The 22,683-nt window shown below is 70.2% G+C and carries 21 protein-coding genes; 14 read left to right on the top strand and 7 right to left on the bottom strand.

Annotated features, from left to right (window positions below):
* The first annotated feature begins 372 nt into the window (after positions 1-372).
* The 8 genes from ACFVVM_RS33850 (at position 373) to ACFVVM_RS33815 (ending at position 7,805) form a co-directional block, all read left to right on the top strand.
* The gene (locus tag ACFVVM_RS33850) at positions 373-606 is read left to right on the top strand and encodes a WhiB family transcriptional regulator (RefSeq protein ID WP_133733920.1); all 234 of its coding nucleotides are present in this window, start codon (positions 373-375) and stop codon (positions 604-606) included.
* A gap of 118 nt (positions 607-724) precedes the next feature.
* Positions 725-1,207 carry a metallopeptidase family protein gene (locus ACFVVM_RS33845; RefSeq protein WP_387626672.1) on the top strand — a complete coding sequence of 161 codons (483 nt, stop codon included), beginning with the start codon at positions 725-727 and terminating at the stop codon, positions 1,205-1,207.
* A gap of 58 nt (positions 1,208-1,265) precedes the next feature.
* Positions 1,266-1,640, top strand: coding sequence for a DUF3499 domain-containing protein (locus tag ACFVVM_RS33840; protein WP_387626698.1), 375 nt, complete (start codon positions 1,266-1,268; stop codon positions 1,638-1,640).
* A gap of 60 nt (positions 1,641-1,700) precedes the next feature.
* Positions 1,701-3,080, top strand: a complete 1,380-nt coding sequence (locus ACFVVM_RS33835) for a phosphomannomutase/phosphoglucomutase (RefSeq protein ID WP_387626670.1) — start codon at positions 1,701-1,703, stop codon at positions 3,078-3,080.
* A 190-nt stretch (positions 3,081-3,270) separates the two neighbouring features.
* The gene (locus tag ACFVVM_RS33830; RefSeq protein ID WP_387626668.1) at positions 3,271-4,494 is read left to right on the top strand and encodes a tobH protein; all 1,224 of its coding nucleotides are present in this window, start codon (positions 3,271-3,273) and stop codon (positions 4,492-4,494) included.
* Entirely contained in the window at positions 4,494-5,714 is a 1,221-nt protein-coding gene (manA, locus tag ACFVVM_RS33825; protein ID WP_387626666.1) for a mannose-6-phosphate isomerase, class I, read from the top strand. Before ACFVVM_RS33830 ends, manA begins: the two co-directional genes overlap by 1 nt.
* A gap of 79 nt (positions 5,715-5,793) precedes the next feature.
* Positions 5,794-6,711: a cation diffusion facilitator family transporter gene (locus ACFVVM_RS33820; protein ID WP_387626664.1), complete on the top strand. Its 918-nt coding sequence runs from the start codon at positions 5,794-5,796 to the stop codon at positions 6,709-6,711.
* Positions 6,712-6,878: 167 nt separating this feature from the next.
* Positions 6,879-7,805 carry a cation diffusion facilitator family transporter gene (locus tag ACFVVM_RS33815; protein WP_387626662.1) on the top strand — a complete coding sequence of 309 codons (927 nt, stop codon included), beginning with the start codon at positions 6,879-6,881 and terminating at the stop codon, positions 7,803-7,805.
* On the opposite strand, the gene ACFVVM_RS33810 is transcribed toward ACFVVM_RS33815, so the two are convergent.
* Both ACFVVM_RS33810 and ACFVVM_RS33805 read right to left on the bottom strand, forming a co-directional pair.
* Positions 7,802-9,280, bottom strand: a complete 1,479-nt coding sequence (locus tag ACFVVM_RS33810; RefSeq protein WP_387626660.1) for a phytoene desaturase family protein — start codon at positions 9,278-9,280, stop codon at positions 7,802-7,804. The two genes, ACFVVM_RS33815 and ACFVVM_RS33810, sit on opposite strands and share 4 nt — an antisense overlap.
* Positions 9,273-9,908, bottom strand: a complete 636-nt coding sequence (locus ACFVVM_RS33805) for a TetR/AcrR family transcriptional regulator (protein ID WP_387626658.1) — start codon at positions 9,906-9,908, stop codon at positions 9,273-9,275. Before ACFVVM_RS33805 ends, ACFVVM_RS33810 begins: the two co-directional genes overlap by 8 nt.
* 100 nt (positions 9,909-10,008) lie before the next feature.
* Between ACFVVM_RS33805 and ACFVVM_RS33800 the strand changes: the two genes are divergently transcribed.
* Positions 10,009-10,443, top strand: a complete 435-nt coding sequence (locus ACFVVM_RS33800; protein WP_387626656.1) for a DUF4267 domain-containing protein — start codon at positions 10,009-10,011, stop codon at positions 10,441-10,443.
* A gap of 57 nt (positions 10,444-10,500) precedes the next feature.
* On the opposite strand, the gene ACFVVM_RS33795 is transcribed toward ACFVVM_RS33800, so the two are convergent.
* Positions 10,501-11,850 carry a cation:dicarboxylate symporter family transporter gene (locus ACFVVM_RS33795; RefSeq protein ID WP_387626654.1) on the bottom strand — a complete coding sequence of 450 codons (1,350 nt, stop codon included), beginning with the start codon at positions 11,848-11,850 and terminating at the stop codon, positions 10,501-10,503.
* Between the two features lie 77 nt (positions 11,851-11,927).
* On the opposite strand from ACFVVM_RS33795, the gene ACFVVM_RS33790 reads away from it, so the two are divergent.
* Together ACFVVM_RS33790 and ACFVVM_RS33785 are read left to right on the top strand one after the other, a co-directional pair.
* Entirely contained in the window at positions 11,928-13,481 is a 1,554-nt protein-coding gene (locus ACFVVM_RS33790) for an ATP-binding protein (protein ID WP_387626652.1), read from the top strand.
* Positions 13,478-14,176 (top strand): response regulator, encoded by a 699-nt coding sequence (locus tag ACFVVM_RS33785; RefSeq protein WP_387626650.1) that lies wholly within the window; start codon positions 13,478-13,480, stop codon positions 14,174-14,176. The genes ACFVVM_RS33790 and ACFVVM_RS33785 overlap by 4 nt, the downstream gene beginning before the upstream one ends.
* 3 nt (positions 14,177-14,179) lie before the next feature.
* Here ACFVVM_RS33785 and ACFVVM_RS33780 read toward each other — a convergent pair whose 3' ends face one another.
* From ACFVVM_RS33780 to ACFVVM_RS33770, 3 genes are all read right to left on the bottom strand, one after another.
* On the bottom strand, positions 14,180-15,508 hold the full coding sequence (locus ACFVVM_RS33780; protein ID WP_387626648.1) for a cytochrome P450: 1,329 nt from the start codon (positions 15,506-15,508) through the stop codon (positions 14,180-14,182).
* Between the two features lie 122 nt (positions 15,509-15,630).
* Positions 15,631-16,344, bottom strand: coding sequence for a TIGR03089 family protein (locus ACFVVM_RS33775; RefSeq protein WP_387626646.1), 714 nt, complete (start codon positions 16,342-16,344; stop codon positions 15,631-15,633).
* A gap of 3 nt (positions 16,345-16,347) precedes the next feature.
* Entirely contained in the window at positions 16,348-17,766 is a 1,419-nt protein-coding gene (locus ACFVVM_RS33770; protein ID WP_387626696.1) for an LCP family protein, read from the bottom strand.
* 267 nt (positions 17,767-18,033) lie between these two features.
* Here ACFVVM_RS33770 and rfbD point away from each other — a divergent pair, with 267 nt between their 5' ends.
* Genes rfbD through ACFVVM_RS33755 form a run of 3 tightly spaced genes read left to right on the top strand, consistent with a single transcriptional unit; the run spans position 18,034 to position 20,890 of the window.
* Positions 18,034-18,858 (top strand): dTDP-4-dehydrorhamnose reductase, encoded by an 825-nt coding sequence (gene rfbD / locus ACFVVM_RS33765; RefSeq protein ID WP_387626694.1) that lies wholly within the window; start codon positions 18,034-18,036, stop codon positions 18,856-18,858.
* 11 nt (positions 18,859-18,869) lie between these two features.
* A complete protein-coding gene (locus ACFVVM_RS33760) occupies positions 18,870-19,775 on the top strand; it encodes a glycosyltransferase family 2 protein (RefSeq protein WP_387626644.1) in 906 nt (301 codons plus the stop codon).
* A 35-nt stretch (positions 19,776-19,810) separates the two neighbouring features.
* Positions 19,811-20,890, top strand: coding sequence for a sugar phosphate nucleotidyltransferase (locus ACFVVM_RS33755; RefSeq protein ID WP_387626642.1), 1,080 nt, complete (start codon positions 19,811-19,813; stop codon positions 20,888-20,890).
* A 60-nt stretch (positions 20,891-20,950) separates the two neighbouring features.
* Here the strand turns inward: ACFVVM_RS33755 and ACFVVM_RS33750 are convergent, their stop codons facing one another.
* The gene (locus ACFVVM_RS33750) at positions 20,951-22,528 is read right to left on the bottom strand and encodes a carboxylesterase/lipase family protein (protein WP_387626640.1); all 1,578 of its coding nucleotides are present in this window, start codon (positions 22,526-22,528) and stop codon (positions 20,951-20,953) included.
* Between the last annotated feature and the right edge of the window lie 155 nt (positions 22,529-22,683).

Raw genomic sequence — 22,683 nt, 5'->3', positions numbered from 1 at the left:
GACGGCGGGTTGACCACCGGCAAGTGCGGCGTGTCTAATCACAGACATGTCATTCCGGTCACCGCGAAAAGGCATGACGCGGGGGCGTTTGCGAGCGGGTGTTGGCTCGCCGGAAGGCAGGCTCGGGGAAGCCCGCGAGACTACGTCGCGGTGTTGGGCCGTCGGGGTTCGTGTTGGTCCGACGGAAAGAATCATTCTGCGCTAACACATAAGTGAGGAGGCGGAACGATGACCGATGACATGGTCTCGCCGACCGATTCCACAGCAGGCGCAGCTCACGCTGTCTGCGCTGAAACGAGCTGGCCGGAACCGGACGTGGTAAGCGAAGTCGCGGCCCCCCGGCTGAGTCTGGTCGTGACGGGCTTCGACGAGATGTTCGAGTCCATCGAGGAACAGTGGCAGGAGCGCGCTCTGTGCGCTCAGACAGACCCCGAGGCGTTCTTCCCCGAGAAGGGCGGCTCGACTCGTGAGGCGAAGCGAATCTGCTTGGGCTGTGAAGTACGCGATCAGTGCCTGGAATACGCACTGGCGCATGATGAACGTTTCGGCATCTGGGGCGGTCTCTCGGAACGAGAGCGTCGCAGGCTGAAGCGCGGAATCGGTTAAGTGACTGTTCGAAAGTAGACTCTCCAGGCCTGGCCCGGAGCCACGCAGGCGCAGTACGTCGGTGTCTCCGGGCGAACGCCCTTTTCAGACGGTGCAGGCGAGAGAGCGGAGAAGTCCCATGGCCCGATCCCGGCGTCATCCCCCGGCACCCACCGCACGCTCGGTGACCCGCCGCGGCCGAGGTGTTCGTGGCCCCATGCTCCCGCCGACGGTGCCCGCGTGGCGCACCAGGGGGCAGAAATTCGACCGGCTGGTGCTCGAGGCCTTCGCACCGCTGGACACCCGCTGGCACGACCGGCTCACCAAACTCGACATCGCCGTCGACGACGTGCCGAAAATCCGTCCGCTGCATCCCGATTCGGTCACCTGGCCGGACGAGGTCGTCGCCGACGGGCCGGTGCCGCTGTCGCGACTGATTCCCGCCGGGGTCGATTCCCGCGGCGCGGCCACCAGGGCCAGGGTGGTGCTGTTCCGCAAGCCGCTGGAATTGCGCGCCGCCGATCCCGACGATCTGGTGGAACTGCTGCGCGAAGTGCTCGTGCAACAGATCGCGACCTATCTCGGCGTCGATCCGGACCTGATCGATCCCGAACCCGATTAGGGGCGTGTCCGTATCCACATTTACCGGCCGGAGGGTTAATCTCGACGTCGTGATCCCCATGCGTCGTTGCTGCCGACCCGGCTGCAAGAACCCGGCTGTAGCGACGCTGACGTATGTGTACTCCGACTCGACCGCCGTCGTCGGACCACTGGCCACCGTCGCCGAACCGCATTCCTGGGATCTGTGCGAAACCCACGCCTGCCGCATCACCGCCCCCAAGGGCTGGGAACTGGTGCGCCACGAAGGCGGTTTCTCCTCCAGCACACCCGACGACGACGATCTGACCGCCCTGGCCGAAGCCGTCCGCGAGGCGGGCCTGCGCCGCCGCCCCGCCGACCCGGACCAGCCCGGCTACCGCGACTCCGCTCCCCCTGCCCCGCGCACCACCCGCACCGGCCGCCGCGGCCACCTACGCGTGCTCCCCGACCCGTAAACGACCAGGTCGCGACCCGTGGAACCAGGATCACACTCCGGGCCGCTAGGGTACTGGGTTATGACGACTGTCGCGCGCTCCAGCGAACTCGTGAACGCCGTGATCAAGGCCTATGACGTCCGCGGTGTGGTGGGCGAACAGATCGACGCGGCGTTCGTCGAAGACGTCGGTGCCTCCTTCGCCCGGTTGATGCGCGCCGAAGGCGCCACCCGGGTCGTGATCGGGCACGACATGCGCGAGTCCTCCCCCGAACTGTCGCTGGCCTTCGCCGAGGGCGTGCGGGAGCAGGGCCTCGATGTGGTGCACATCGGCCTGGCCTCCACCGATCAGCTCTACTTCGCCTCCGGCCGGCTCGGCTGCCCCGGCGCCATGTTCACCGCCAGCCACAACCCGGCCCGCTACAACGGCATCAAGCTGTGCCGGGCCAACGCGCTGCCGGTCGGCCAGGACACCGGGCTGGCCACCATCGCCGCCGAGGTCGTCGACGGGGTGCCCGCCTTCGACGGCGCACCGGGCACCGCGACCACGACCGACCTGCTCGCCGACTACGCGAGCTTCCTGCGCGAGCTGGTCCACCTCGACGAGATCCGCCCGCTGACCATCGCGGTCGACGCGGGCAACGGCATGGGCGGCCACACGGTGCCCGCCGTGCTCGGCACCCTCGGCCCGATCACGATCGTGCCGCTGTACTTCGAACTCGACGGCTCGTTCCCCAACCACGAGGCCAATCCGCTGGACCCGAAGAACCTCGTCGACCTGCAGGCGCTGGTCCGTTCCAGCGGCGCCGACATCGGCCTGGCCTTCGACGGCGACGCCGACCGCTGCTTCGTCGTCGACGAGCGCGGCGAGCCGGTCTCGCCCTCCGCGATCACGGCGCTGGTGGCCCAGCGCGAGCTGGCCAAGGAGCCGGGCGCGACCGTCATCCACAACCTGATCACCTCGCGCGCGGTGCCCGAACTGGTCGAGGAGCTGGGCGGCAAGCCGGTGCGCACCCGGGTCGGGCACTCGTTCATCAAGCAGGAGATGGCCTCGACCGGCGCGGTGTTCGGTGGCGAGCACTCCGCGCACTATTACTTCCGCGACTTCTGGGGTGCCGACTCGGGCATGCTGGCCGCGCTGCACGTGCTGGCCGCCCTCGGTGAGGGTCAGCGCCCGGTCTCGGAGCTGATGGCCGCCTACGACGTCTACGCGGCCTCCGGCGAGATCAACTCGACCGTCGCCGACGCCGCCGAGCGCACCGCGGCCGTGCTCGCCGCCTTCGCCGACCGCACCGAGTCGGTGGACCGGCTCGACGGCGTCACCGTCGACCTCGGCGACCACGCCTGGTTCAACCTGCGCGCCTCCAATACCGAACCGCTGCTTCGTCTCAACGTCGAGGCCGGATCGCAGGCCGAAGTAAACGCACTCGTGACCGAGATCCTGGGCATCGTCCGCGCCTGACTGGGAAAATGAAACCAGTACAGGTGCGATCACATGTCCCGGACCCGACGTCGGACCAAGCACGCGGCTCTGTTCGATTCCGAGATCACGGGCATCGGCCGCGTCTGGCTGGAATAGTGGAATCACAGACCTTGTATTCGCCGACGGCTCGGCGCACGACACAGCGCGATGAGGGGAGGTGGAATCGGCGATGATCGCTGGAACACCGGTATTCGACCTCGACGATGCCGCGTCGCTGGAGGCAGCCGACACCGGCGGCGCCTTACGCTCGGCCGCGTCCGGCGGCGCCCAGGTACGGGCGACGGCGGCCGCGGTGGCGGAGACCTCGCTCATCGAACGGCTCGCCGAACTGCGGCCACGCAGCCTGGTGCTGGTCACCGGCTCGGGCCGGGCGACACGCGCGGCCGGACTTCTCGTCGCCACCCTGGGTGATCGGGCCGGACTGCCGATCGTGCCGGTCAGCTCGCTGCCGCCCTGGGTCGGCCCGCTGGACGTGGTGCTGGTCGCCGGGGACGACGCGGGCGATCCGCGCCTGATCGATGCCGTCGATCGCGCGATCCGCCGCAGCGCCGAAGTCGTGATCGCGGCGCCGAACGAGGGCCCGCTGCGCGCGGTCGCCGCCGGTCGCGCGATCGTGCTCGAACCGCGGGTGCCCGTCCTCGACCACAACCGGCTGCTGCGCTTCCTCGCCGTCGGCATCGCCGTGCTGCGCGGCATCGACGCCCAGCGCAGCGGACCCGCCACCCCCGACCTGACCGCGCTGGCCGACATGCTCGACGCCGAGGCGCTGCGCGACGGCCCGCACAACGAGGTCTTCCACAACCCGGCCAAGACCCTGGCCGCGCGGATGCACGGGGTCGGCGTGGTGCTGGCCGGTGACTCCCCGGCCGCGGTCGAACTGGCCGGGCACGGCACCGAGGTGCTGTTGCAGTCGGCGGGCAGGCTGGCCTCGGCCGCCGATCTGGCCGACGCGGTCGCCGCGGTCGGTCGCCTGAGCGCGGCCGCCGGTGGCAGCGCGCCGGGTTTCGATCCGCTGTTCCACGACGAGGAACTCGACGGTCCGGCCCCGGTCGACCGGGTGCGGGTGCTCGCCCTGAGCGTGCACCCCGACCAGGCCGCCGCCCGGCGCAAGCTGGCGGTGTTCGAGGGCGCGGGCGGCGGACTGGTCGACGCGGACCTGGTGCACGCCGATGTCGACGTCCTGCGATCCCAGCTCGACGAGCCGGGCTCGGCACCGACCACCGAGAGCGCGACCGCCAGCTCCGCCGCGGGGGGCGGCCACGGCAGCGAGCTCGAGCAGTTGGCCGTGCTGGCCGTGCGCCTCGACATGGCCGCGGCCTATCTCCGACTGACCGGTGCGCGCGGCGCGGCCGCGCCCGAACCGGATCGATACCACGACGGGGGACGCTACTAGTGCAGGAACTCGTTGGTGCGCTGCGTTCTTACGCATGGGGATCGCGCACCGCGCTCGCTCAGCTGTGCGGCAGGCCGGTGCCCTCGGCCCATCCCGAGGCCGAACTCTGGTTCGGGGCGCACCCGGCCGATCCCGCGCACGTCAAGGCCGACGACGGCACCCGCTCGTTGCTCGCGGTGCTCAGCGCCGATCCGGTCCGCGAACTCGGCCCCGTCGCCGCGGCCTTCGGTGACCGGCTGCCGTTCCTGCTCAAGATCCTGGCCGCCGAGGAACCGCTGTCGCTGCAAGCCCACCCCAGTTCGGCGCAGGCACGGGCCGGTTTCGAGCGGGAGAACCGCACCGGGGTGCCGCTGGACTCGCCCCTGCGCAACTACCGCGACGACAGCCACAAGCCGGAGCTGGTCGTCGCGCTGGAGCGGTTCGAGGCGCTCGCCGGGTTCCGCGATCCGCACCGCACCGTCGAGCTGCTGCGCGCGCTGAACATCCCCGGCCTCAACGTCTACGCCGAACTGCTTGCCGCCCAGCCCGATTCGGCGGGCCTGCGGACCCTGTTCACCACCTGGATCACGCTGCCGCCCGCCGCGCTGTCGGCGCTGCTGCCCACCGTGCTCGAAGGATGTGTGCGCTACCTGTCCGGGAAGGGCGCGCGCGAGTTCACCGCCGAGGCCCGCACCGCGCTCGAACTGGCCGAGGTCTACCCCGGCGACGCGGGCGTGCTCGCCGCGCTGCTGCTCAACCGGCTGACCCTCGAACCCGGGCAGGCGCTGTTCCTGGCGGCCGGGAATCTGCACGCCTACCTGCGCGGGGTCGGCGTGGAGATCATGGCCAACTCCGACAACGTGCTGCGCGGCGGGCTCACCCCCAAGCACGTCGACGTGCCGGAACTGCTGCGGGTGCTCGACTTCGAGCCCATCGACCTGCCGGTGATCGAACCCGAGCCGGGCCGCGACGGCGGCGTCCGGTATCGCACGCCCGCACCGGAATTCGCGCTGTGCCGGTTCGACCTCGCCGCCGGCGCCGAACCCGTCGTGCTGGCCGATGCCGGGCCCGGCATCGTGCTGTGCACCGAGGGCACGATCGAGCTGTTCCAGAACGGGCGCGCGCTCACCGTCGAACGCGGCAGCGCGGCCTGGATCTCCGCGGCCGACACCGATATCCGCGCCCGCGCGGTCCGTGGATCCGCGCAGCTGTTCAGCGCCTGCGTCGGCGATCAGCACTGACCTGCGCGAACTTTCGCATCGCCCGGCCTAGGCTGTTGCGGCACGAGTGTGTCCCAGTGGAGCAGAAGGGCGGGCCGAGATGTCGGCTGGTGGTGGCAAGAAGGCGATCATCGCCGCGTTGACGGCCAACGCGGGGATCGCGGTGTCGAAGTTCGTCGGTGCGGCGATCACCGGATCGGCCTCGATGCTGGCCGAGGCGGTGCACTCGGTCGCCGACACCGCCAACCAGGGTCTGCTGCTGCTCGGGCAGCGCGCCGCCGCCAAGGACGCCGACGAGCTGCACCAGTTCGGGTACGGGCGCAATCGCTACTTCTATTCCTTCGTCGTCGCGCTGGTGCTGTTCACCCTCGGTTCGGTGTACGCGATCTACGAGGGCATCCACAAGATCCGCCATCCCGAAGAGCTGAGCATGCCGATCGTGGCGATCATCATCCTCGGCATCGCGATCGGCCTGGAGACGTTCAGCTTCCTGACCGCCGCCCGCGAATCCCGCCCGCTCAAGGGCGATGCGAGCTGGTGGCGGTTCATCCGCAACTCGCGCAGCCCGGAGCTGCCGGTGGTGCTGCTCGAGGACACCGGCGCGCTGATCGGCCTGATGTTCGCCTTCACCGCGATCGGGCTGACCATGATCACCGGCGACCCCGTCTACGACGGCATCGGCACCCTGGCCATCGGCCTGCTGCTCGGCGTGATCGCGGTCGTGCTGATCGTGGAGATGAAGAGCCTGCTCATCGGCGAGAGTGCCACTGCGGAGCAGGATCGCGCGATTCGCGAGAACCTGACCGACGGCACCCGGATCACCTCGGTGATCCACCTCAAGTCCGAATACATCGGCCCGGAGGAGATGCTGGTCGCGGCCAAGGTCGCGATCGCGCCGAACCTCGACATCGCCGAGATCGCGGAAGCCATCGACGCCGCGGAGATCCGGGTGCGGACCGCTGTCCCGACCGCGCGATTGATCTACCTCGAGCCGGACCTGTACCGAACAGTGACATAGCGGCTGGCGCCGCGGTTCTCGGCCCTGTTCCCCGACTCTTCCCTCCCTCCGGGCACTCCTTCGTCGCACCCTCCACTCAGTCCAGAGCCGGGCGGGCCGAGAACGGTGCAGGCGACACGATGCGCGGGTCGACTGCGGGCCCGATCCTGGCGGTAGCGTCCCCGGGTATGGCCGCCGAAGGTGGAGACAGCAGGATCGCGATCCTCGCCGCGCTCGGGGCGAACGCGGGCATCATGGTCGCGAAGTTCATCGGCGCGTTCATCACCGGTTCGTCGTCGATGCTGGCCGAGGCGGTGCACTCGGTGGCCGACACCGGTAACGAGGCGCTGCTGCTGGTCGGGCGCAAGGGCGCCGAGCACCGGCCGGACACGCTGCATCCGTTCGGGTACTCGCGCAATCGCTACTTCTACTCCTTCGTCGTGGCGCTGGTGCTGTTCACGATGGGCTGCCTGTTCGCGGTGAACGAGGCGATCCACAAGATCCGTTTCCCCGAGGAGATCTCCTCCCCCGCGGTCGCCTTCGCCATCCTCGGGGTGTCGATGGTGCTGGAGGCGGCCAGTTTTCGCACCGCGCGCAAGCAGTCGGCGCCGCTGAAGGGCAAGCATTCCTGGTGGCATTTCATCCGCAACACCCGTAATCCCGAACTGCCGGTGGTGCTGCTCGAGGACGCGGGCGCGCTCACCGGCCTGGTGTTCGCGCTCGGCGGCGTGAGCCTGACGGTGCTCACCGGCAACGCGGTCTGGGACGGCATCGGCACCCTGCTCATCGGCCTGCTGCTCGGAGTGAACGCCATCGTGCTGATCATCGAGACCAAGAGCCTGCTGATCGGCGAGGGCGCGACGGCCAAGGAGGACACCGCGATTCGCGCCGCCCTGCTCACCGACCCCCGCATCGTGCGCGTGATCCGCATCCAGACCCAGTACCTCGGCCCCGAGGACCTGCTGGTCAACGCGAAGATCGCGATGCGCCCCGGCCTCGACATCGCCGAGGTCGGCGAGGCCATCGACGCCGCCGACGCCCGCATCCGCGCCGCCGCCCCCAACTCCTGCACGGTCTACCTCGAACCGGACGTGGTGCGGGACAACGCCACCTAGTGGTAGGCGGGCGCGGCGCCGCGCAGGAGGTCCAGTGGGTCGGTGACGATGCCGAAGCGGGTGCGCAGGACGTGGTGGGCGGCGTGCAGGCCGGGCATGCCGTGCACGCCGGGGCCGGGTGGGGTCGAGGACGAGCACAGGTAGGTGCCGGGAATCGGGGTGGCGTAGGGATTCCAGCGGGCCAGCGGGCGGAAGGCGGTCTGGCGCAGGGTCATCGCGCCCGCGGAGATGTCGCCGCCGATGTAGTTGGCATTGTGGTTCGGCATGAAGGCCGCGGGCGTCACGTGTTTCGCGAGGATCAGGTCGCGGAAGCCGGGGGCGAAGCGTTCGACCTGGGCGATCACCGCCTCGCTGATGTCGCGGTCGGAACCGTTGGGCACGTGGGCGTAGGTGTAGAAGGTGTGCTTGCCCTCGGGCGCTCGCGTCGTGTCGACGACGCCCGGCTGGATGGCGAGCACATACGGCCGCTCGGCGAATTCGCCCGCGGCGACCCGACGTTCGGCGGCCATCGCTTCCTCGCGGCTGCCGATCAGGTGCAGGGTGCCGGCGAGGTCGCTGCCGGGCGCGGTCCACGGCACCGGACCCGACAGCGCGAAATCGACCTTGCAGGCGGCCCCGCCGTAGCGGAATCGGCCGAGGCCATTGCGGTAGCGCTCGGGCAGCCGGTCGCCGGCGATGCGCAGGAGTTCGGCGGGTGAGGTGTCGAACAGGACGGCGCGGGCGGTGGCGAGTTCGGCGAAATCGTCGACGCGATGCCCGGTGACCACCTCGCCACCGAGGCGTTCGAGCTCGGCGATGAGCGCGTTCGGAATCGCCTGGCTCCCCCCGCGCGGGATCACCCAGCCGCCCGCGTGCGCGAGGGTGCCGAGCAGCAGGGCCGCGCCGACGGCGGGCAGGGCGCGCGGTTGGGTGATCGCGTGGGCGGCCACGCCGGTCAGCATCGCGGGAGCGACGGGCTCGCGAAAACGGTTGTTCCACAGGGGCGATCCCTGTTCGAGCAGGCGCAGGCCGAACCGGACGGCGGTGGGCAGGGTCGGCACGCGCAGCGGCGGGCGGCGCAGATCCGACATGGCGAGGTCGACCACCGCGGGCCAGTGTTCGACCAAGGGGCCGAACAGCGCACGCCAGGTCGCGCCGTCACGGCCGAGGTCGGCGACGGTCGACTCGAGCTTGCGCCAGGCCAGTCCGGCGATCCCGCCGTCGAGCGGATGCGCGTAGGAGACTGTGGGCGTGAGCAGGTCGACGCCGTGCGCCGCCAGGTCGAAGGCCCGAAAGAACGGCGACGCCAACGCCATCGGATGCGCGCCCGCGCACACGTCGTGATGGAAGCCCGGCAGGGTGAGCTCGGCCGTGCGCGACCCGCCACCCGGCTGCTCCTGCGCCTCTAGCACCCGCACCGAGAGTCCGGCGCGCGCCGCGATCACCGCCGCGGCCAAGCCGTTCGGCCCGGACCCGACCACTACGACCTCAGCCATCCGTCGTCCCTTCGCCCTCGGCCGCCGGGGCGACCTGCGTCGTCGCCTCCAACCTACGCGGCGCGCCGAGCGCCGCCACCAGCAGTTCGATCCGCCGCCTGCGCAATTCCGGGCGCAACCGGCCGTTGCGTTCCAGGGTGGCCAAGCCGTGCAGCGCGCTCCATGCGGTTTCGGTGCGGGCGCCGAGTTCGTCGCCCTCGGCCTCGTAGCGGAACATCGCCGCGAGACCGGCGAAGGCGTCACGCAGGGCCTGGGGGGCGTCGGGGCCGAAGTTCAGGTCGGTGTCGAGCAGGAACATCGCGTCGTAGCGGGCCGGGTTCTCGGTGGCGAAGTCGAGGTAGGCGGTGGCGATGTTCTCGATGCGCTCCGCGCGGGTGGTCGCGAGCTCGGCGGCGCGGGCCAGCACCACGGCCAGATCGGCGCTGCCCTGCTCGGCGACCGCGCCGACGATGGCCGCCTTGCCCGCGAAATGGCTGTAGAGCACCGGCTGGCTGTACTCGATGCGCTCGGCCAGCTTGCGGATGGTGACCGCCTCCCAGCCCTGGGTCTCGGCCAGCTCCCGGGCCGCATCGACGATGCGCTGGCGTCGTTCGGCCCGTTCGCGTTCCTTGCGCTGCTGCGTACTCATGCTCGAAATTCTAGCAGCGCTAGACAAGTGGCAGCCCCCGCGCTATCGTTCTCGCATCACCTAGCAACGCTAGATTTCATAGCAACCTTCGGGAGTCACCGTGACCACTCAGCGCATCGCCACCGCCCTCTCGCTCATCGGCGCGCTCTTCATCATCTACGTCGGCCTGAGCTACCTCATCGCACCGGTGACCACGGCCTCCGGCTTCGGCCTGCCCGCCTGGCCCGACGGCGACGCGGCCGCATTCCTGAACCTCAAGGGCGTTCGCGACACCGTCAGCGGCCTGCTGCTCATCGCCCTACTGGCCGCCCGGCAGCGCTTCGCCCTCGGCATCGTCACGCTGGTGATCGCGCTCATCCCGCTGGGCGACATGATCACGGTCCTGAGCTGGCACGGGTCGACCGCCGCCGCATTCGGCGTGCACGGCTTCACCGCGGCCCTGGTCGCCCTGACCGGCGTGCTCCTGCTGCTCGAGCGCCGCACCGTCGCCACCGACAGGCCGACGACCATCGAGCCGAACCCCGTCACCGCCTGAGTTGACCGAGGAATTCCGAGGGCCCCGCGGTCGAACACCGCGGGGCCCTCGGCCGCCTCACCGCGCCGCGACGGTTTTCGACAACGTGACCGGTTCCTCGACCGGATGATCGTCGACCATCGTCTCCTCGTCGAAGGGCAGTTCGCGGTCGAGGACGCGACGGGCCCGGTCGGCGTCGACGGTCTTGGTCCAGGTGCCGATGAGCAGTGTGGCCACCGCATTGCCCGAGAAGTTCGTCAGCGCACGGGCTTCGGACATGAACCGGTCGATGCCGACGATCAAGCCCACGCCGTCGAGCAGTTCGGGCCGATGACTCTGCAGGCCACCGGCAAGGGTGGCCAGTCCGGCACCGGTGACGCCCGCCGCGCCCTTGGACGCGATGATCATGAACAGCAGCAACCCGATCTGCTCACCGAGGCTCAGCGGCGTGCCGAGCGCGTCGGCGATGAAGATCGAGGCCATCGTCAAATAGATGGCGGTGCCGTCGAGATTGAACGAATACCCGGTCGGCACAACGACACCCACCGTCGTGCGCTCGACGCCCGCGTGTTCCATCTTGGCGACCAGGCGCGGCAGGGCCGATTCCGAGGACGAGGTCGCCACGATCAGCAGGTACTCGCGCGCCAGATACCGGCACAGCTTGAGGATCGAGACACCCGAGACCACGCGCAGGATCACCCCGAGCACGCCGAAGACGAAGACCAGGCAGGTCAGGTAGAACGCGATCATCAGCGTGGCCAGCTGCACCACCGCCGACCAGCCGGTGCGCGCGACCACATTGGCGATGGCGCCGAACGCGCCGATCGGGGCCAGCCACAGGATCATCGACAGGATCCGGAACACCAGCTTCTGACCGAGCGCGACCGCTCGCAGGATCGGCGCGCCCGCGTCGCCCATGGCCTGCACGGCGAAGCCGACCAGCAGCGCGACGAACAGCGCCTGCAGCACGCTGCCCGCGGTCAGCGAGGACACCAGGGTGGTCGGCACGATGTCCTGGATGAAGTCCCAGGTGCCGCCCGCGCCGTGCGCCTGCTCGGCGTACTGGGCGCCCGCGCCGGTGTTGCCGATGTCGAGCCCGGAGCCGGGATCGATCAGGTTGCCGACGACAAGGCCGATGCCGAGCGCGATCGTCGACATCGCCAGGAAGTACCCGATGGCCAGCCCGCCGACCTTGCCGACGGTGGTGGCCGCGCGCACCGAACCGATCCCCAGCACGATGGTGCAGAAGATCACGGGTGCGATCATCATCTTGATCAGGTTCACGAAAAGGGTGCCCAACGGGGCCAGCGACTGACCGAACCCCGGTGCAAGTCGACCGACCAGGACGCCCGCGAGGACCGCGAAGATCACCGCGATGTACAGCCAGTGGGTATGGTCGCGTTTTCGCGGTGGAGTGGTTGTGTCCATGCCGGAGAGCATGCGCAATCACTGTGATGCCTATCACATTTGGTGCATAAGGTTCAGATTTCGGGTCGGAGGGCAACATGCGACGAGGACGACTGTCGCTCGCCGGACAGGCCTTCGTCTGGCAACTGGTGGTGCTGGCGCTGATGATCGGCACCGGGACCGTGCTCGCGGTGTACGACACCCGCCGCGACCACGATGTGGCGACCGAACTGCAGGTCCGCGACGTGGCGCTCACGGTGGCGCGGGCGCCGTCGACGCTGGCCGCGGTGAACTCCCCGTACCCCAGCGGCCTGTTGCAACCGACCACCGAACGCATCCGCGCCGACACCGGCATGGATTTCATCGTCGTGATGGCCACCGACCGCACCCGCTACACCCACACCAACCCCGACCTGATCGGCCAGCCGTTCGTCGGCAGCATCGACGAGGCGCTCGAGGGGCGCACCTTCACCGAGACCTTCACCGGCACGCTCGGGCCCTCGATCCGCGCGGTCACCCCGGTCTTCGACGGCGGCGAGGTGGTCGCGCTGGTCTCGGCCGGGGTCACCCGCGACAAGATCGGCACCCAGGTCGCCTCCCAGATCCCGCTGATCCTCGGCGTCTCGGCCGGTGGCCTCGCACTCGCCGCGCTGTCGGCGTTCCTGATCAGCCGCAGGCTGCGCCGCCAGACCCACGGCCTCGCCCCCGACGAACTGCGCGCGCTCTACGAGCACCACGACGCGGTGCTGCACTCGATACACGAGGGCCTGGTGGTGTTCGGCGCCGGTGCCGGGCCCGCGGAGGTGGTCAACGATCAGGCCCGCACCCTGCTCGACCTGCCCGACGGTCCGGTGCGCCGCACCGACCTGCCCGTCTCGCTGCAGCAGATGCGCTGGGGCGTGGTGCGCGACGAGACCCACGTGACCACCGACCGGATCCTGCTGGTCAACCAGGACGTGGTGAGCTGGGAGGGCAGGGCCATCGGCACCGTGCTCACCATCCGCGACCAGACCGAACTGCGCGCGGTGCTCGGCGAGCTCGACTCGGTGCGCAGCTTCGCCGAGTCGCTGCGCTCGCAGGCGCACGAGGCCGCCAACCGGCTGCACACCGTCGTCACGATGGTCGAGCTGGGCAGGCCCGAGGAGGCCGTGGCGTTCGCGACCGCCGAACTGAAGCTGTCCCAGGTGCTGATCGACCGGTTGCTGGCCGCCGTGGGCGACGCGGCGCTGGCCGCGCTGCTGCTGGGCAAGGTCGACCAGGCCGCCGAGCGCGGGGTGACGCTGGCCATCAGCGAGGACACCGCGCTGGACTCCACCGATCCGCTCTCGGCGCACGAAACGGTCACCCTGGTGGGCAACCTGGTCGACAATGCGATCGACGCCGCCGCCGGGACGGTCGAGAAGCGGGTGGAGGTATCGGTGCAGCACCGTGACGGCGACCTGCTGGTCCGCGTGGCCGACAGCGGCCCCGGAATGTCGGCCCAGATGTTCGGGCGCGCCGCCGAACGCGGCTACACCACCAAATCCGACCACGCCGGACTCGGCCTGGCTCTCGTACACCGCCTCGTCGATCGACACGGCGGTGTCATCACCACCACGGCCGCACCACACAGCGCGGTCATCGTTCGCATTCCGCTGAGGGAGACCCCATGATCCGCGTCCTGATCGTCGAGGACGAACCGTTGATCGCCCAGGCACACCGGGCCTACCTCGAAAGGCTCGACGGCTTCGTCACCGGCGGGCTCGCGCACAGTGGGCGCGACGCGCTCGCCAAGGCCGCGGAGGCGATCGCCGACGGGAATCCGTTCCACCTGGTGCTGATGGACATCGGGCTGCCCGACATCAGCGGGCTCGAGGTGGCCGCCGCGCTCAACGGGCTCGAACCGCGCCCCGATGTCATCGCGATCACCTCGGCCCGCGAACTGAACATGGTGCGCAGCGCGGTCGCGCACGGCGTGGTGCTCTATCTGCTCAAGCCGTTCACCTTCGCCGCGTTCCGCGAGAAGCTCGAGCGCTACCGCGATTTCGACACCGCGCTGCCCGCGGGCGAGGCGGCGCTGTCGCAGTACGACATCGACCGCGCGCTCGGCGCCCTGCGCACCGCCGATCAGCGCGCCGGTGCGCCGAAAGGCGTTGTGCAGCACACCCTCGAGGAGGTCTCGCGCGCGGTGCGCTCGGCCGAAACCGGCATCACCGCGACCGACGCCGCCGCGGTCGTCGGCGTCTCCCGCATCACCGCCTGGCGCTACCTGGAGAAACTCGCCGATGACGGATTGGCCGAGCGCCGTGCGGATTACGGTCGGGCCGGGCGCCCCAAGACCCGATACCGTTGGCGCGCAGGGGCATAGCGCTCACCCTCGGCGGGCGGCCCCGGCCAGGTCGTCTGGTGCGTCGGCCCGGGCGACCGGGCCGAGGTCGACGGGCATGTGCTCGAAACCGTGCAGGGTGAACAGGTTTCGCCGGGTGGGTTCGCCGCGCAGCCGCAGGTTCGGGTAGCGGGTGTAGAGGGCGCGCAGGGCGTGGACCGCTTCCATTCTGGCCAGGCTCGCGCCGAGGCAGGCGTGGATGCCGCTGCTGAAGCCCACGTGATCCTTGGCGTTGGGGCGGGTGATGTCGAAGCGGTGCGGGTCGGCGAAGACGGCGGGGTCGCGGTTGGCGCCGGCCAGCGACAGGATGATCGTGCTGTCCGCCGAGATCCGGACGCCGTCGATCTCGACGTCTTCGAGGGTCTGGCGGGCGGTGGTCTGCACGGGCGCCTCGAAGCGCATCGTCTCCTCCACCACGGCGGGCCAGAGGTCGGGGTCGTCCTGGGCCAGGGCGAGCTGGTCGGGATGGGCCGAGAGCGCGGCGATCGCGTTGCCGATCAGATTGACCGTGGTCTCGAAACCGGCGCCCATCAGCAGGCTCGCGCTGGCCTGCAGCTCGGGCAGGTCCAGTTCACCGGAGACGACCAGGGCGGACAGGATGTCCTCGCCCGGTTCTTCGCGGAGTTTCGCGATGTGCGCGGCCAGGTAGTCGTCCATGGACTCGATCGCGGCCAGCGCGGCGCGGTAGGTGCGCCAGGAGGTGCCGATGTCGAGCAGCGGGGTGACCCGGTCGCCCCAGCGCAGGAACAGGTCGCGGTCGGCGGCGGGGAAACCGAGCATCTCGGCGATGATCGCGATCGGCACCTGGGCCGCGTAGTCGGTGATCAGGTCCACCGAACCGTGCGCGGGCATGGCGTCGAGCAGTTCGGTGGTGACCACCTCGACCCGGTCCCGCAACCGGGAGATGGCGCGCGGGGTGAACGCCGAGGCCACCGGCTTGCGCATCCTGGTGTGCTCGGGGGGATTGATGACCAGCATCGAGGGCGGCTCCACCGGATTCGGCGGCACCCCCGCCCGCTCGGCGAGCTTGCGCCACGGCGCTGGCACGTCCTGGGTGATCGCGGGCCGCACGCCGAACCGGTTGTCGCGCAGGATGGCCCGCACCTGGGCGTGGTCGAAGGTGACCCACGACAGCGGTGTCCGGTGCACGCCACCGGACCCGCGCAGCTCGTCGATGAGCGGGTAGGGATCGTGCAGCCCCTTGGTGCCGCTGAGCAGGGTGGCGAACGGATCGCCGCGGCGCAACTGCCATCGCAGGATCGCCCGTGGCGCCCCGTGCTCGGCCGACCATCGCCACCAGTACCGCGGAATCATCGCCACCCCTTTGTGCCGCCGTGCAGGACAGATGCCTCCACGGTACGGACCGGCAGTGACATGCGACACATGCCCGAGGTGGACCGGCACCTATACCTGGGTAGGAGGGGGTGCCGAAACGCTCAGCGCCGCACGGTCACCCGTTCGGTGGCGACGCGATGGTCGACAGCACCCGGATCCGGATTGACGACCTGCACCAGCGACGCCCCCGCGTACAGCACGGCCACGTATCCATCGATCAGCTCGGTCACCGTCTCCCACGGTGTACTCGACAGCACCCGGTCGCCCGTGGAGATCCCCTGCTCAGCCGCCGATTTCCGGGCCTCGGCCAGTACCTCGCCGACCGAGAGCCCGTCGATGGCGGCGCGGAAGCCGCCGGGCCGGAACTGGTCGCCGTGCACGCGCACCGCGCTCGCGAAATCGGTGACGCCGACCGGCAGGTCGCGCACCGGCGAGCCCATGGCGTCCAGCGACAGCACGGCCACCTCGTTCACGCCGTCGGCGTCGTCGAGCCGGTCGGGGGTGACCAGCGCGAGGTCGGCGTCGGGATCGGGGGTGAGCACCACCTCGGTGCCCGCCCACCAGCAGCCCAGCAGCACCGCGGCGGTCTGCCAGTGCGCGGGCAGCAGCACCGCGACCCTGGCGCCGGGGCTGAGCGCGAACTCGTCGCGGAGCAGATTGGCGGTCTTGGCCGCCCAGTTGGCCAACGTGAGCCCGGACAGTTCGATCCTGGCGCCGGTGGCGTCGTCGTACCAGGTGACGCGTGGTCCGGCCGGGTCGCGTTCGAGGATCGGGTCGAGGAGGGCGTCGGTCAGCGTCGAATTCGGCTCACGCATGGATCAATTCACACATTTCGGTCCGTTCTGGCCTGCGTCGATCGGCGGGGCGGGCGGTACTGGCGTCGCGGTCGCCGAGGAGTTCTGCTCGAAATCGAACAGGCCGCCCGCGGCAGAGCCGGGACCAGAGTAGTCGCCGGCCAGCACCACGCTCACGGTATCCGCCGACAGCGACGAATCCGCGATCACGGTGAGACCACCGAGTGCCTTCGCCACCGCGGCGGCCTTCGGGTCGTCGGGGTCGGCGGCGAGCACCCGGCTCGAACTCACGCTGCCTCCGGTGTAGTTCCCGACCATCCCCTCGATGAAACCCTTGCTGGTCAACGCGCCGGAGACCGTGGCGGCCAGACCCGAGGTGCCGCCCGCGTTGAACACGCTCACGGTCACCGTCGACGGGTCGACCTTCGATTCCTCGGGCGCGGGTTCCTTCTTCTCGCCGACCAGCCCGGCGACGTAGTCCTTGACCGTCTTCGGGTCGACCTTGACCACCGATTCCCCCGCCGAGGTCATCGCGTTCAGATCGGCGACCGGGATGGTGTCGAATTCCACCTGGCCGCCGGACAGGTCCTTGAGCTGCTGGAGGAAGGCCAGCACGTCCCAGTCCTCGTCGAGCACGACCGTGCGCCCGACGGCCTCGCTGATCTCGCTGAGTTTGCCCGGATTGGCCAGGATCTTGGCATTGAGCAGCTGGCCGACCAGCTGGGCCATGAACACCTGCTGACGCACGATCCGGTCGATGTCACCGCGTTGCAGGCCGTGGCGCTGGCGCACGAAGCTCAGCGCCTGCTGCCCGTCGAGACGCTGCTGACCGGCCGGGAAGTCCGCGCCCGACATCCATTCGTCCACCGCGTTGTTCAGGCACACCTCGACCCCGCCGACGGCATCGGTGAGCAGGACGAAGCCGAGCAGGCTCACCTCGGCGTAGTGGTCGACGGTGACGCCGGTGAGCCCGGCCACCGATTTGATCAGCGCCTGCCTGCCCGCCTTGGTCGACTCGCGTTCGGCATCGGCCTCGGAACTGCCCTTGGCCAGCAGTTTCGAGCGTTCGGTCTCCTTGGTGGAGCCGTAGGCGGAGTTGATCTTGGCCTTGCCCTGGCCCGCGATGTCGACGTAGGAGTCGCGCGGGATGGAGATCGCGGTGGCGGAGCGGCCGTCGTTGGGCACCCGGATCAGCACGATCGTGTCGGTGTTGGTGCCCACCTCGTCGCCCGCGTGCAGCATCGCGCGTTCGGCGTTGGTCAGCGGGTTTCCGTGGGCATCGGTGCGGCTGTCGACACCGACCAGCAGGATGTCGACGGCGCCGTCGCGGCCACCGCCGAGGCCGAGGCCGCCGATGCGGTCGATGTTGGCGATCAGGTTGTCCACACTGCGCCAAGCGAATCCGGTGAGGGCCAGGACGAGGACCGCCGAGATCGCGAGCATCACCTTCGCCGGGCCGATGGCACCCACGGGCGTGCTGACCGCTGGTGGTCTTGTCGACTGTCGCACTCACGCATCCTCTCGACGAACTCCGCGCCCGGCTCCGCACTGTCCCCCGGCAAACCCCACCATCTCGAAACGCCCGGGCTCGTCCGCCGATACCGGCCAACACAGGCTAACCAACAGTTACCACAGTCGGGCCGAACCGCAGGTGTTCCGGCGTGCCAGACTGGCCGCGTGAACGCCGATTTCCCCGCCCCCGCTCGCCCGATGGTAACCGGAGCGCACGGGCTGCTGGGGCGAGAGATCCTGCGGCTGGCACCCGGGGCGCGCGGCTTCGGCCGGGCCGAGCTCGACATCACCGACCCGACCGCCGTCGCGGCGGTCGTGGAACCGGGTGCGGTGGTGATCAACTGCGCGGCCTACACCGCCGTGGACGCCGCCGAGACCGACACCGACGCCGCCTTCGCCGCCAATGCCACCGGTCCGGCCGTGCTCGCGGCCGCCTGTGCCGCGGTGGGGGCCCGGTTGATCCAGGTCTCCACCGATTACGTCTTCCCCGGTACCGGCACCACACCGTACGAACCCGACGATCCCACCGGCCCCGCCACGGTCTACGGCCAGTCCAAGCTGGCCGGTGAACGCGCTGTGCTCGAGCTCTCCCCCGCGGCCACCGTGGTGCGCACCGCCTGGGTGTACGCCGGTGTCCAGGGGGATTTCGTCGCCACCATGCGCAGGCTGGAACGCGAGCGCGACACCGTCACCGTCGTCGACGACCAGGTCGGCTCCCCCACCAGCGCCGCCGACCTGGCCGCCGCGCTGCTCGAGCTGAGCACCCGCCCCGCCACCCCGCGCGTACTGCACGCCACCAACTCCGGCACCGCGACCTGGTTCGACTTGGCCACAGCGGTTTTCACCGAACTCGGCGCCGATCCGGCCCGGGTGCTGCCCTGCGATTCCAGCGCCTTTCCCAGACCCGCACCCCGCCCGGCGTATTCGGTCCTGTCTCCCGCGGCATGGAACGCGGCCGGTCTCACCCCGCTGCGGCCATGGCGTTGCGCACTCACCGCCACACTGCGCCGCTTGTCCGACTAGGCTCCGCAGTCGTGAACGCAGCCGATGCAGCCGATTCTCTTGCCCCCACCGGCCTCGCCGTCGTCACGGTGACCTATTCGCCGGGCGAGCACCTCGAGCACTTCATCACCACCCTGGCCGACGCCACCAGCGAGAAGCCGCAGGTGATCCTGGCCGACAACGGGTCCACCGACGGTGTGCCCGAGCTGGTGGCCGAGGCGAACTCGCACGTGGAACTGCTGCACACCGGCGGCAACATCGGCTACGGCGGCGCGATCAACCGGGCCGTCGCCGAGATCGACCCCTCGATCGAGTTCGTGATCCTGGCCAACCCGGACATCCGCTGGGGCGTCGACTCCATCGACAAGATGCTCGAAGCCGCCAAGCGCTGGCCGCGCGCGGGCGCGATCGGGCCGATGGTCCGTGAACCCGACGGCAGCGTCTACCCCTCGGCCCGCCGCGTCCCCGGCCTCGCCGACGGCGCCGGACACGCCATCCTCGGCTCGATCTGGCCGAAGAACCCCTGGTCGGTGCGCTACCGCCAGGAGAACGAGGAGATCTCCGAGCGGGTGGTCGGCTGGCTGTCGGGCTCGTGCCTGCTGGTGCGCCGCGCCGCGTTCGACACCATCGACGGCTTCGACTCGCGCTACTTCATGTACATGGAGGACGTGGACTTCGGCGACCGCATGGGCAAGGCGGGCTGGCACAATGTGTTCGTCCCGGACGCCGAGGTCACCCATGCCAAGGGCCACGCCGCGGGCAAGCACCCGGAGATCATGCTGCCCGCCCACCACGCGAGCGCCTACCGGTTCCAGGCCGACCGCCATCCGCACTGGTGGCAGGCCCCGCTGCGGGGCGCGCTGCGCGCCGGACTTGCGGTTCGCTCCAGGATTGCGGTTCGATCGGCGCTGCGCGAGAAAGCGCGCACCGGAGCCTGAGCGCTCCGGGTCACTGTGAACAGGGGAAAAACTCGATGGCAGGCAACTCAGGCACCGACGCGGTCATCCTCGTCGGCGGACAGGGCACGCGGCTGCGTCCGCTCACCCTCTCGGCGCCCAAGCCGATGCTGCCGACGGCCGGGCTGCCGTTCCTGACCCACCTGTTGGCCCGCATCGCCGAGGCCGGGATCACCCACGTGGTGCTCGGCACCTCGTTCAAGGCCGAGGTCTTCGAAGAGCACTTCGGTGACGGCGCCGACCTGGGGCTCGAGCTCGAGTACGTCACCGAGACCGAACCGCTGGGCACCGGCGGCGGCATCCGCAACGTGCTGCCCAAGCTGCGCGCCGACAATGTGATGGTGTTCAACGGTGACGTGCTCGGCGGCACCGACCTGGGTGCGATCCTCGACACCCACGAGTCGACCAACGCCGATGTCACCCTGCACCTGGTCCGGGTCAGCGACCCGCGCGCCTTCGGCTGCGTGCCGACCGACGCCGACGGCCGGGTCACCGCGTTCCTGGAGAAGACCCAGGACCCGCCGACCGACCAGATCAACGCGGGCTGCTACGTGTTCCGCCGCGAGTACATCGAGAAGATCCCGTCCGGTCGCCCGGTCTCGGTCGAGCGCGAGGTCTTCCCCGCCCTGCTGGCCGAGGGCGCCCGCGTACAGGGCCACGTCGACGCCTCCTACTGGCGCGACATGGGCACCCCCGAGGACTTCGTCCGCGGCTCGGCCGACCTGGTCCGCGGCATCGCCCCCTCCCCCGCTCTGCCGGGTCAGCGCGGCGAATCGCTGGTCCACCCCGGCGCCGGCGTCGCGCCTGGCGCGCTGCTCATCGGCGGCACGGTGGTCGGCCGCGGCGCGGAAATCGGCGCGGGCGCCCGCCTGGACGGCGCGGTGATCTTCGACGGTGCCGTCGTCGAAGCGGGCGCGACCGTCGAACGCTCGATCATCGGCTTCGGCGCCCGCATCGGCCCCCGCGCCCTCGTTCGCGACGGCGTCATCGGCGACGGCGCCAACGTCGGCGCCCGCTGCGAACTGCTCCGCGGCGCACGCGTGTGGCCGGGCGTCGTCATCCCCGACGGCGGCATCCGCTTCTCCACCGACGTCTGACCTGCTCGACACGGGCCGCCGCCGAATCCTCGGTGGCGGCCCGGTCGGCCGGATGTCCGGTCAGCCGAAGCCGACGGCCTGGTCGCCCCAGGCGGTGTGCAGGTCGGCGTCGGGGTTGTCGACGACGCGGTCGATGGTGTCGATGAGCAGGGTGGTGCGGTCGGCGGGGCGGTAGTGCGGCCAGTGTTTGGAGCCGTCGAGGGCCGCGGGGACGCCGTGTTCGGCGAAGGCGAGCCAGCGGCGCTGCATGCGGCCCGAGACCGCCACCGAGGCCTTGCGGCCGCCCAGCCAGAAGGTGGGGTCGTGGTTGAGGGTGCCGAAATTGCCGAAGACATACGGCAATTCGGTGGCGTGGCCGGCGCCGACGCGGGCTGCCTTCAACATCGGGGTGGCGTAGTCGAAGCGGTACATCCAGGTCGGCGAGTGCTGGGCGTGTCCCTCGGCGACCCAGGCGGCGGGCATCCGGAACGCGGCATCGGTCGACATGGCCAGCGCGCCACGGGTTTTCGTCAGATCCGGGTAGGCGGAGGTGATCTCGGCGATCCGCTCGGGCGACATCTCCGGATGCGAGGCGGCGACATCGTTGAGCATCGCGTTCACCGCGTCGGGCGTCACCGGCATGATCGGTGAGCGCAGCACCCGGAACAGCGAGGCCTCGTCACGATTGGTGCCGATGAGCAGCGGCACCCGGTGCGAGCGGCCGCGCTGGAATCGGTCGATCGGGTAGCCGGGCAACAGATCACCGTCGACGACCGGCGCCGCGGCCAGCCGACCCGGCTCCTTGGTCGGCACCTCGTCGAGCAGCACCGCGCCGATCTCGACCAGCCGCTCGATCGGCAGCTCGAGCAGTTGCCGGGTGTCTCCGGGCCCGAGTTCGAGCAGTTCCAGATAGCGCTGGGCGACGACCGCGGCCCGCTCCTGCCCGAAAACCGTGGTGGCGGGCGGACTCTGGGTGATGGCCTTGTGGAACAGCCCGGCCGCCGCGGGCGAGGTGAGCAGCGCGGTGACGCAGCCGGCACCCGAGGACTCACCGAACAGCGTGACATTGCCCGGATCACCGCCGAACGCGGCGATGTTGTCGCGCACCCACGCCAGCGCCGCGAGCTGATCGCGCAAGCCGAGGTTGGTGGCGAACCCCGCACCGAAGGAGGACAGGTCGAGGAAGCCGAGCACCCCGATCCGGTAGTTCACCGAGACGACGACCACATCGCCCGCCTCGGCCAGCTTGCGCCCGTCGTAGATGGTCTGCGCGGCGGTGCCGAGGCAGTAGGCACCGCCGTGCAGCCACACCATCACCGGACGCGGTTCGTCGTCGCTGGGTTCCGGGCGCGGCGACCACACATTGACCCACAGACAGTCCTCACCCATCTGCAGGTCCGAGTCGACCGGCACCATGGCGCCCATGGCCTGCGGCGCGATGTCACCGAAGACGACGCATTCACGGGTGCCGTCCCAGGGCTGCGGGGGCCGGGGCGGGGCGAATCGGGCGGGGCCTGCGGCAGCGGCGGCGTAGGGCACGCTGCGCCACACGGCGACCGGCCCGTCCCAGGTACCGCTGACCGTGCCGTACTCGGTACGCGCCAGTGGTTCGGCGGTCGGTGTCCGCGTGCCGGGGTCGAGATCGGGCTGAATGCTCATCGCACACCTCCTAGCCTGCGCGACCCGACGGGTGCCTGTGTATTTGCTCCCGCGGGCCGCAGCACCTGGTGACTTCCTACGAGCGTACGTCGACCGGGGCCGGGCGCGCGTCCAACGCACCATTCCCGCAGGTAACGGTTACTCCCGGGTACAGG

This window comes from Nocardia sp. NPDC058176, from assembly GCF_042883805.1.
Taxonomy (GTDB): domain Bacteria; phylum Actinomycetota; class Actinomycetes; order Mycobacteriales; family Mycobacteriaceae; genus Nocardia.
The sequence above is the reverse complement of the archived record's forward strand: the minus strand, read 5'-3'. Positions and strand labels throughout refer to the sequence as shown.

Excerpts from the sequence above, each read along its gene's own strand:
- ACFVVM_RS33850 (WP_133733920.1), top strand. The coding sequence starts at position 373 with ATGTTCGAGTCCATCGAGGAACAGTGGCAGGAGCGCGCTCTGTGCGCT.
- ACFVVM_RS33845 (WP_387626672.1), top strand. The coding sequence starts at position 725 with ATGGCCCGATCCCGGCGTCATCCCCCGGCACCCACCGCACGCTCGGTG.
- ACFVVM_RS33840 (WP_387626698.1), top strand. The coding sequence starts at position 1,266 with ATGCGTCGTTGCTGCCGACCCGGCTGCAAGAACCCGGCTGTAGCGACG.
- ACFVVM_RS33835 (WP_387626670.1), top strand. The coding sequence starts at position 1,701 with ATGACGACTGTCGCGCGCTCCAGCGAACTCGTGAACGCCGTGATCAAG.
- ACFVVM_RS33830 (WP_387626668.1), top strand. The coding sequence starts at position 3,271 with ATGATCGCTGGAACACCGGTATTCGACCTCGACGATGCCGCGTCGCTG.
- ACFVVM_RS33820 (WP_387626664.1), top strand. The coding sequence starts at position 5,794 with ATGTCGGCTGGTGGTGGCAAGAAGGCGATCATCGCCGCGTTGACGGCC.
- ACFVVM_RS33815 (WP_387626662.1), top strand. The coding sequence starts at position 6,879 with ATGGCCGCCGAAGGTGGAGACAGCAGGATCGCGATCCTCGCCGCGCTC.
- ACFVVM_RS33810 (WP_387626660.1), bottom strand. The coding sequence starts at position 9,280 with ATGGCTGAGGTCGTAGTGGTCGGGTCCGGGCCGAACGGCTTGGCCGCG.
- ACFVVM_RS33805 (WP_387626658.1), bottom strand. The coding sequence starts at position 9,908 with ATGAGTACGCAGCAGCGCAAGGAACGCGAACGGGCCGAACGACGCCAG.
- ACFVVM_RS33795 (WP_387626654.1), bottom strand. The coding sequence starts at position 11,850 with ATGGACACAACCACTCCACCGCGAAAACGCGACCATACCCACTGGCTG.
- ACFVVM_RS33790 (WP_387626652.1), top strand. The coding sequence starts at position 11,928 with ATGCGACGAGGACGACTGTCGCTCGCCGGACAGGCCTTCGTCTGGCAA.
- ACFVVM_RS33785 (WP_387626650.1), top strand. The coding sequence starts at position 13,478 with ATGATCCGCGTCCTGATCGTCGAGGACGAACCGTTGATCGCCCAGGCA.
- ACFVVM_RS33780 (WP_387626648.1), bottom strand. The coding sequence starts at position 15,508 with ATGATTCCGCGGTACTGGTGGCGATGGTCGGCCGAGCACGGGGCGCCA.
- ACFVVM_RS33775 (WP_387626646.1), bottom strand. The coding sequence starts at position 16,344 with ATGCGTGAGCCGAATTCGACGCTGACCGACGCCCTCCTCGACCCGATC.
- ACFVVM_RS33770 (WP_387626696.1), bottom strand. The coding sequence starts at position 17,766 with ATGCTCGCGATCTCGGCGGTCCTCGTCCTGGCCCTCACCGGATTCGCT.
- rfbD (WP_387626694.1), top strand. The coding sequence starts at position 18,034 with ATGGTAACCGGAGCGCACGGGCTGCTGGGGCGAGAGATCCTGCGGCTG.
- ACFVVM_RS33755 (WP_387626642.1), top strand. The coding sequence starts at position 19,811 with ATGGCAGGCAACTCAGGCACCGACGCGGTCATCCTCGTCGGCGGACAG.
- ACFVVM_RS33750 (WP_387626640.1), bottom strand. The coding sequence starts at position 22,528 with ATGAGCATTCAGCCCGATCTCGACCCCGGCACGCGGACACCGACCGCC.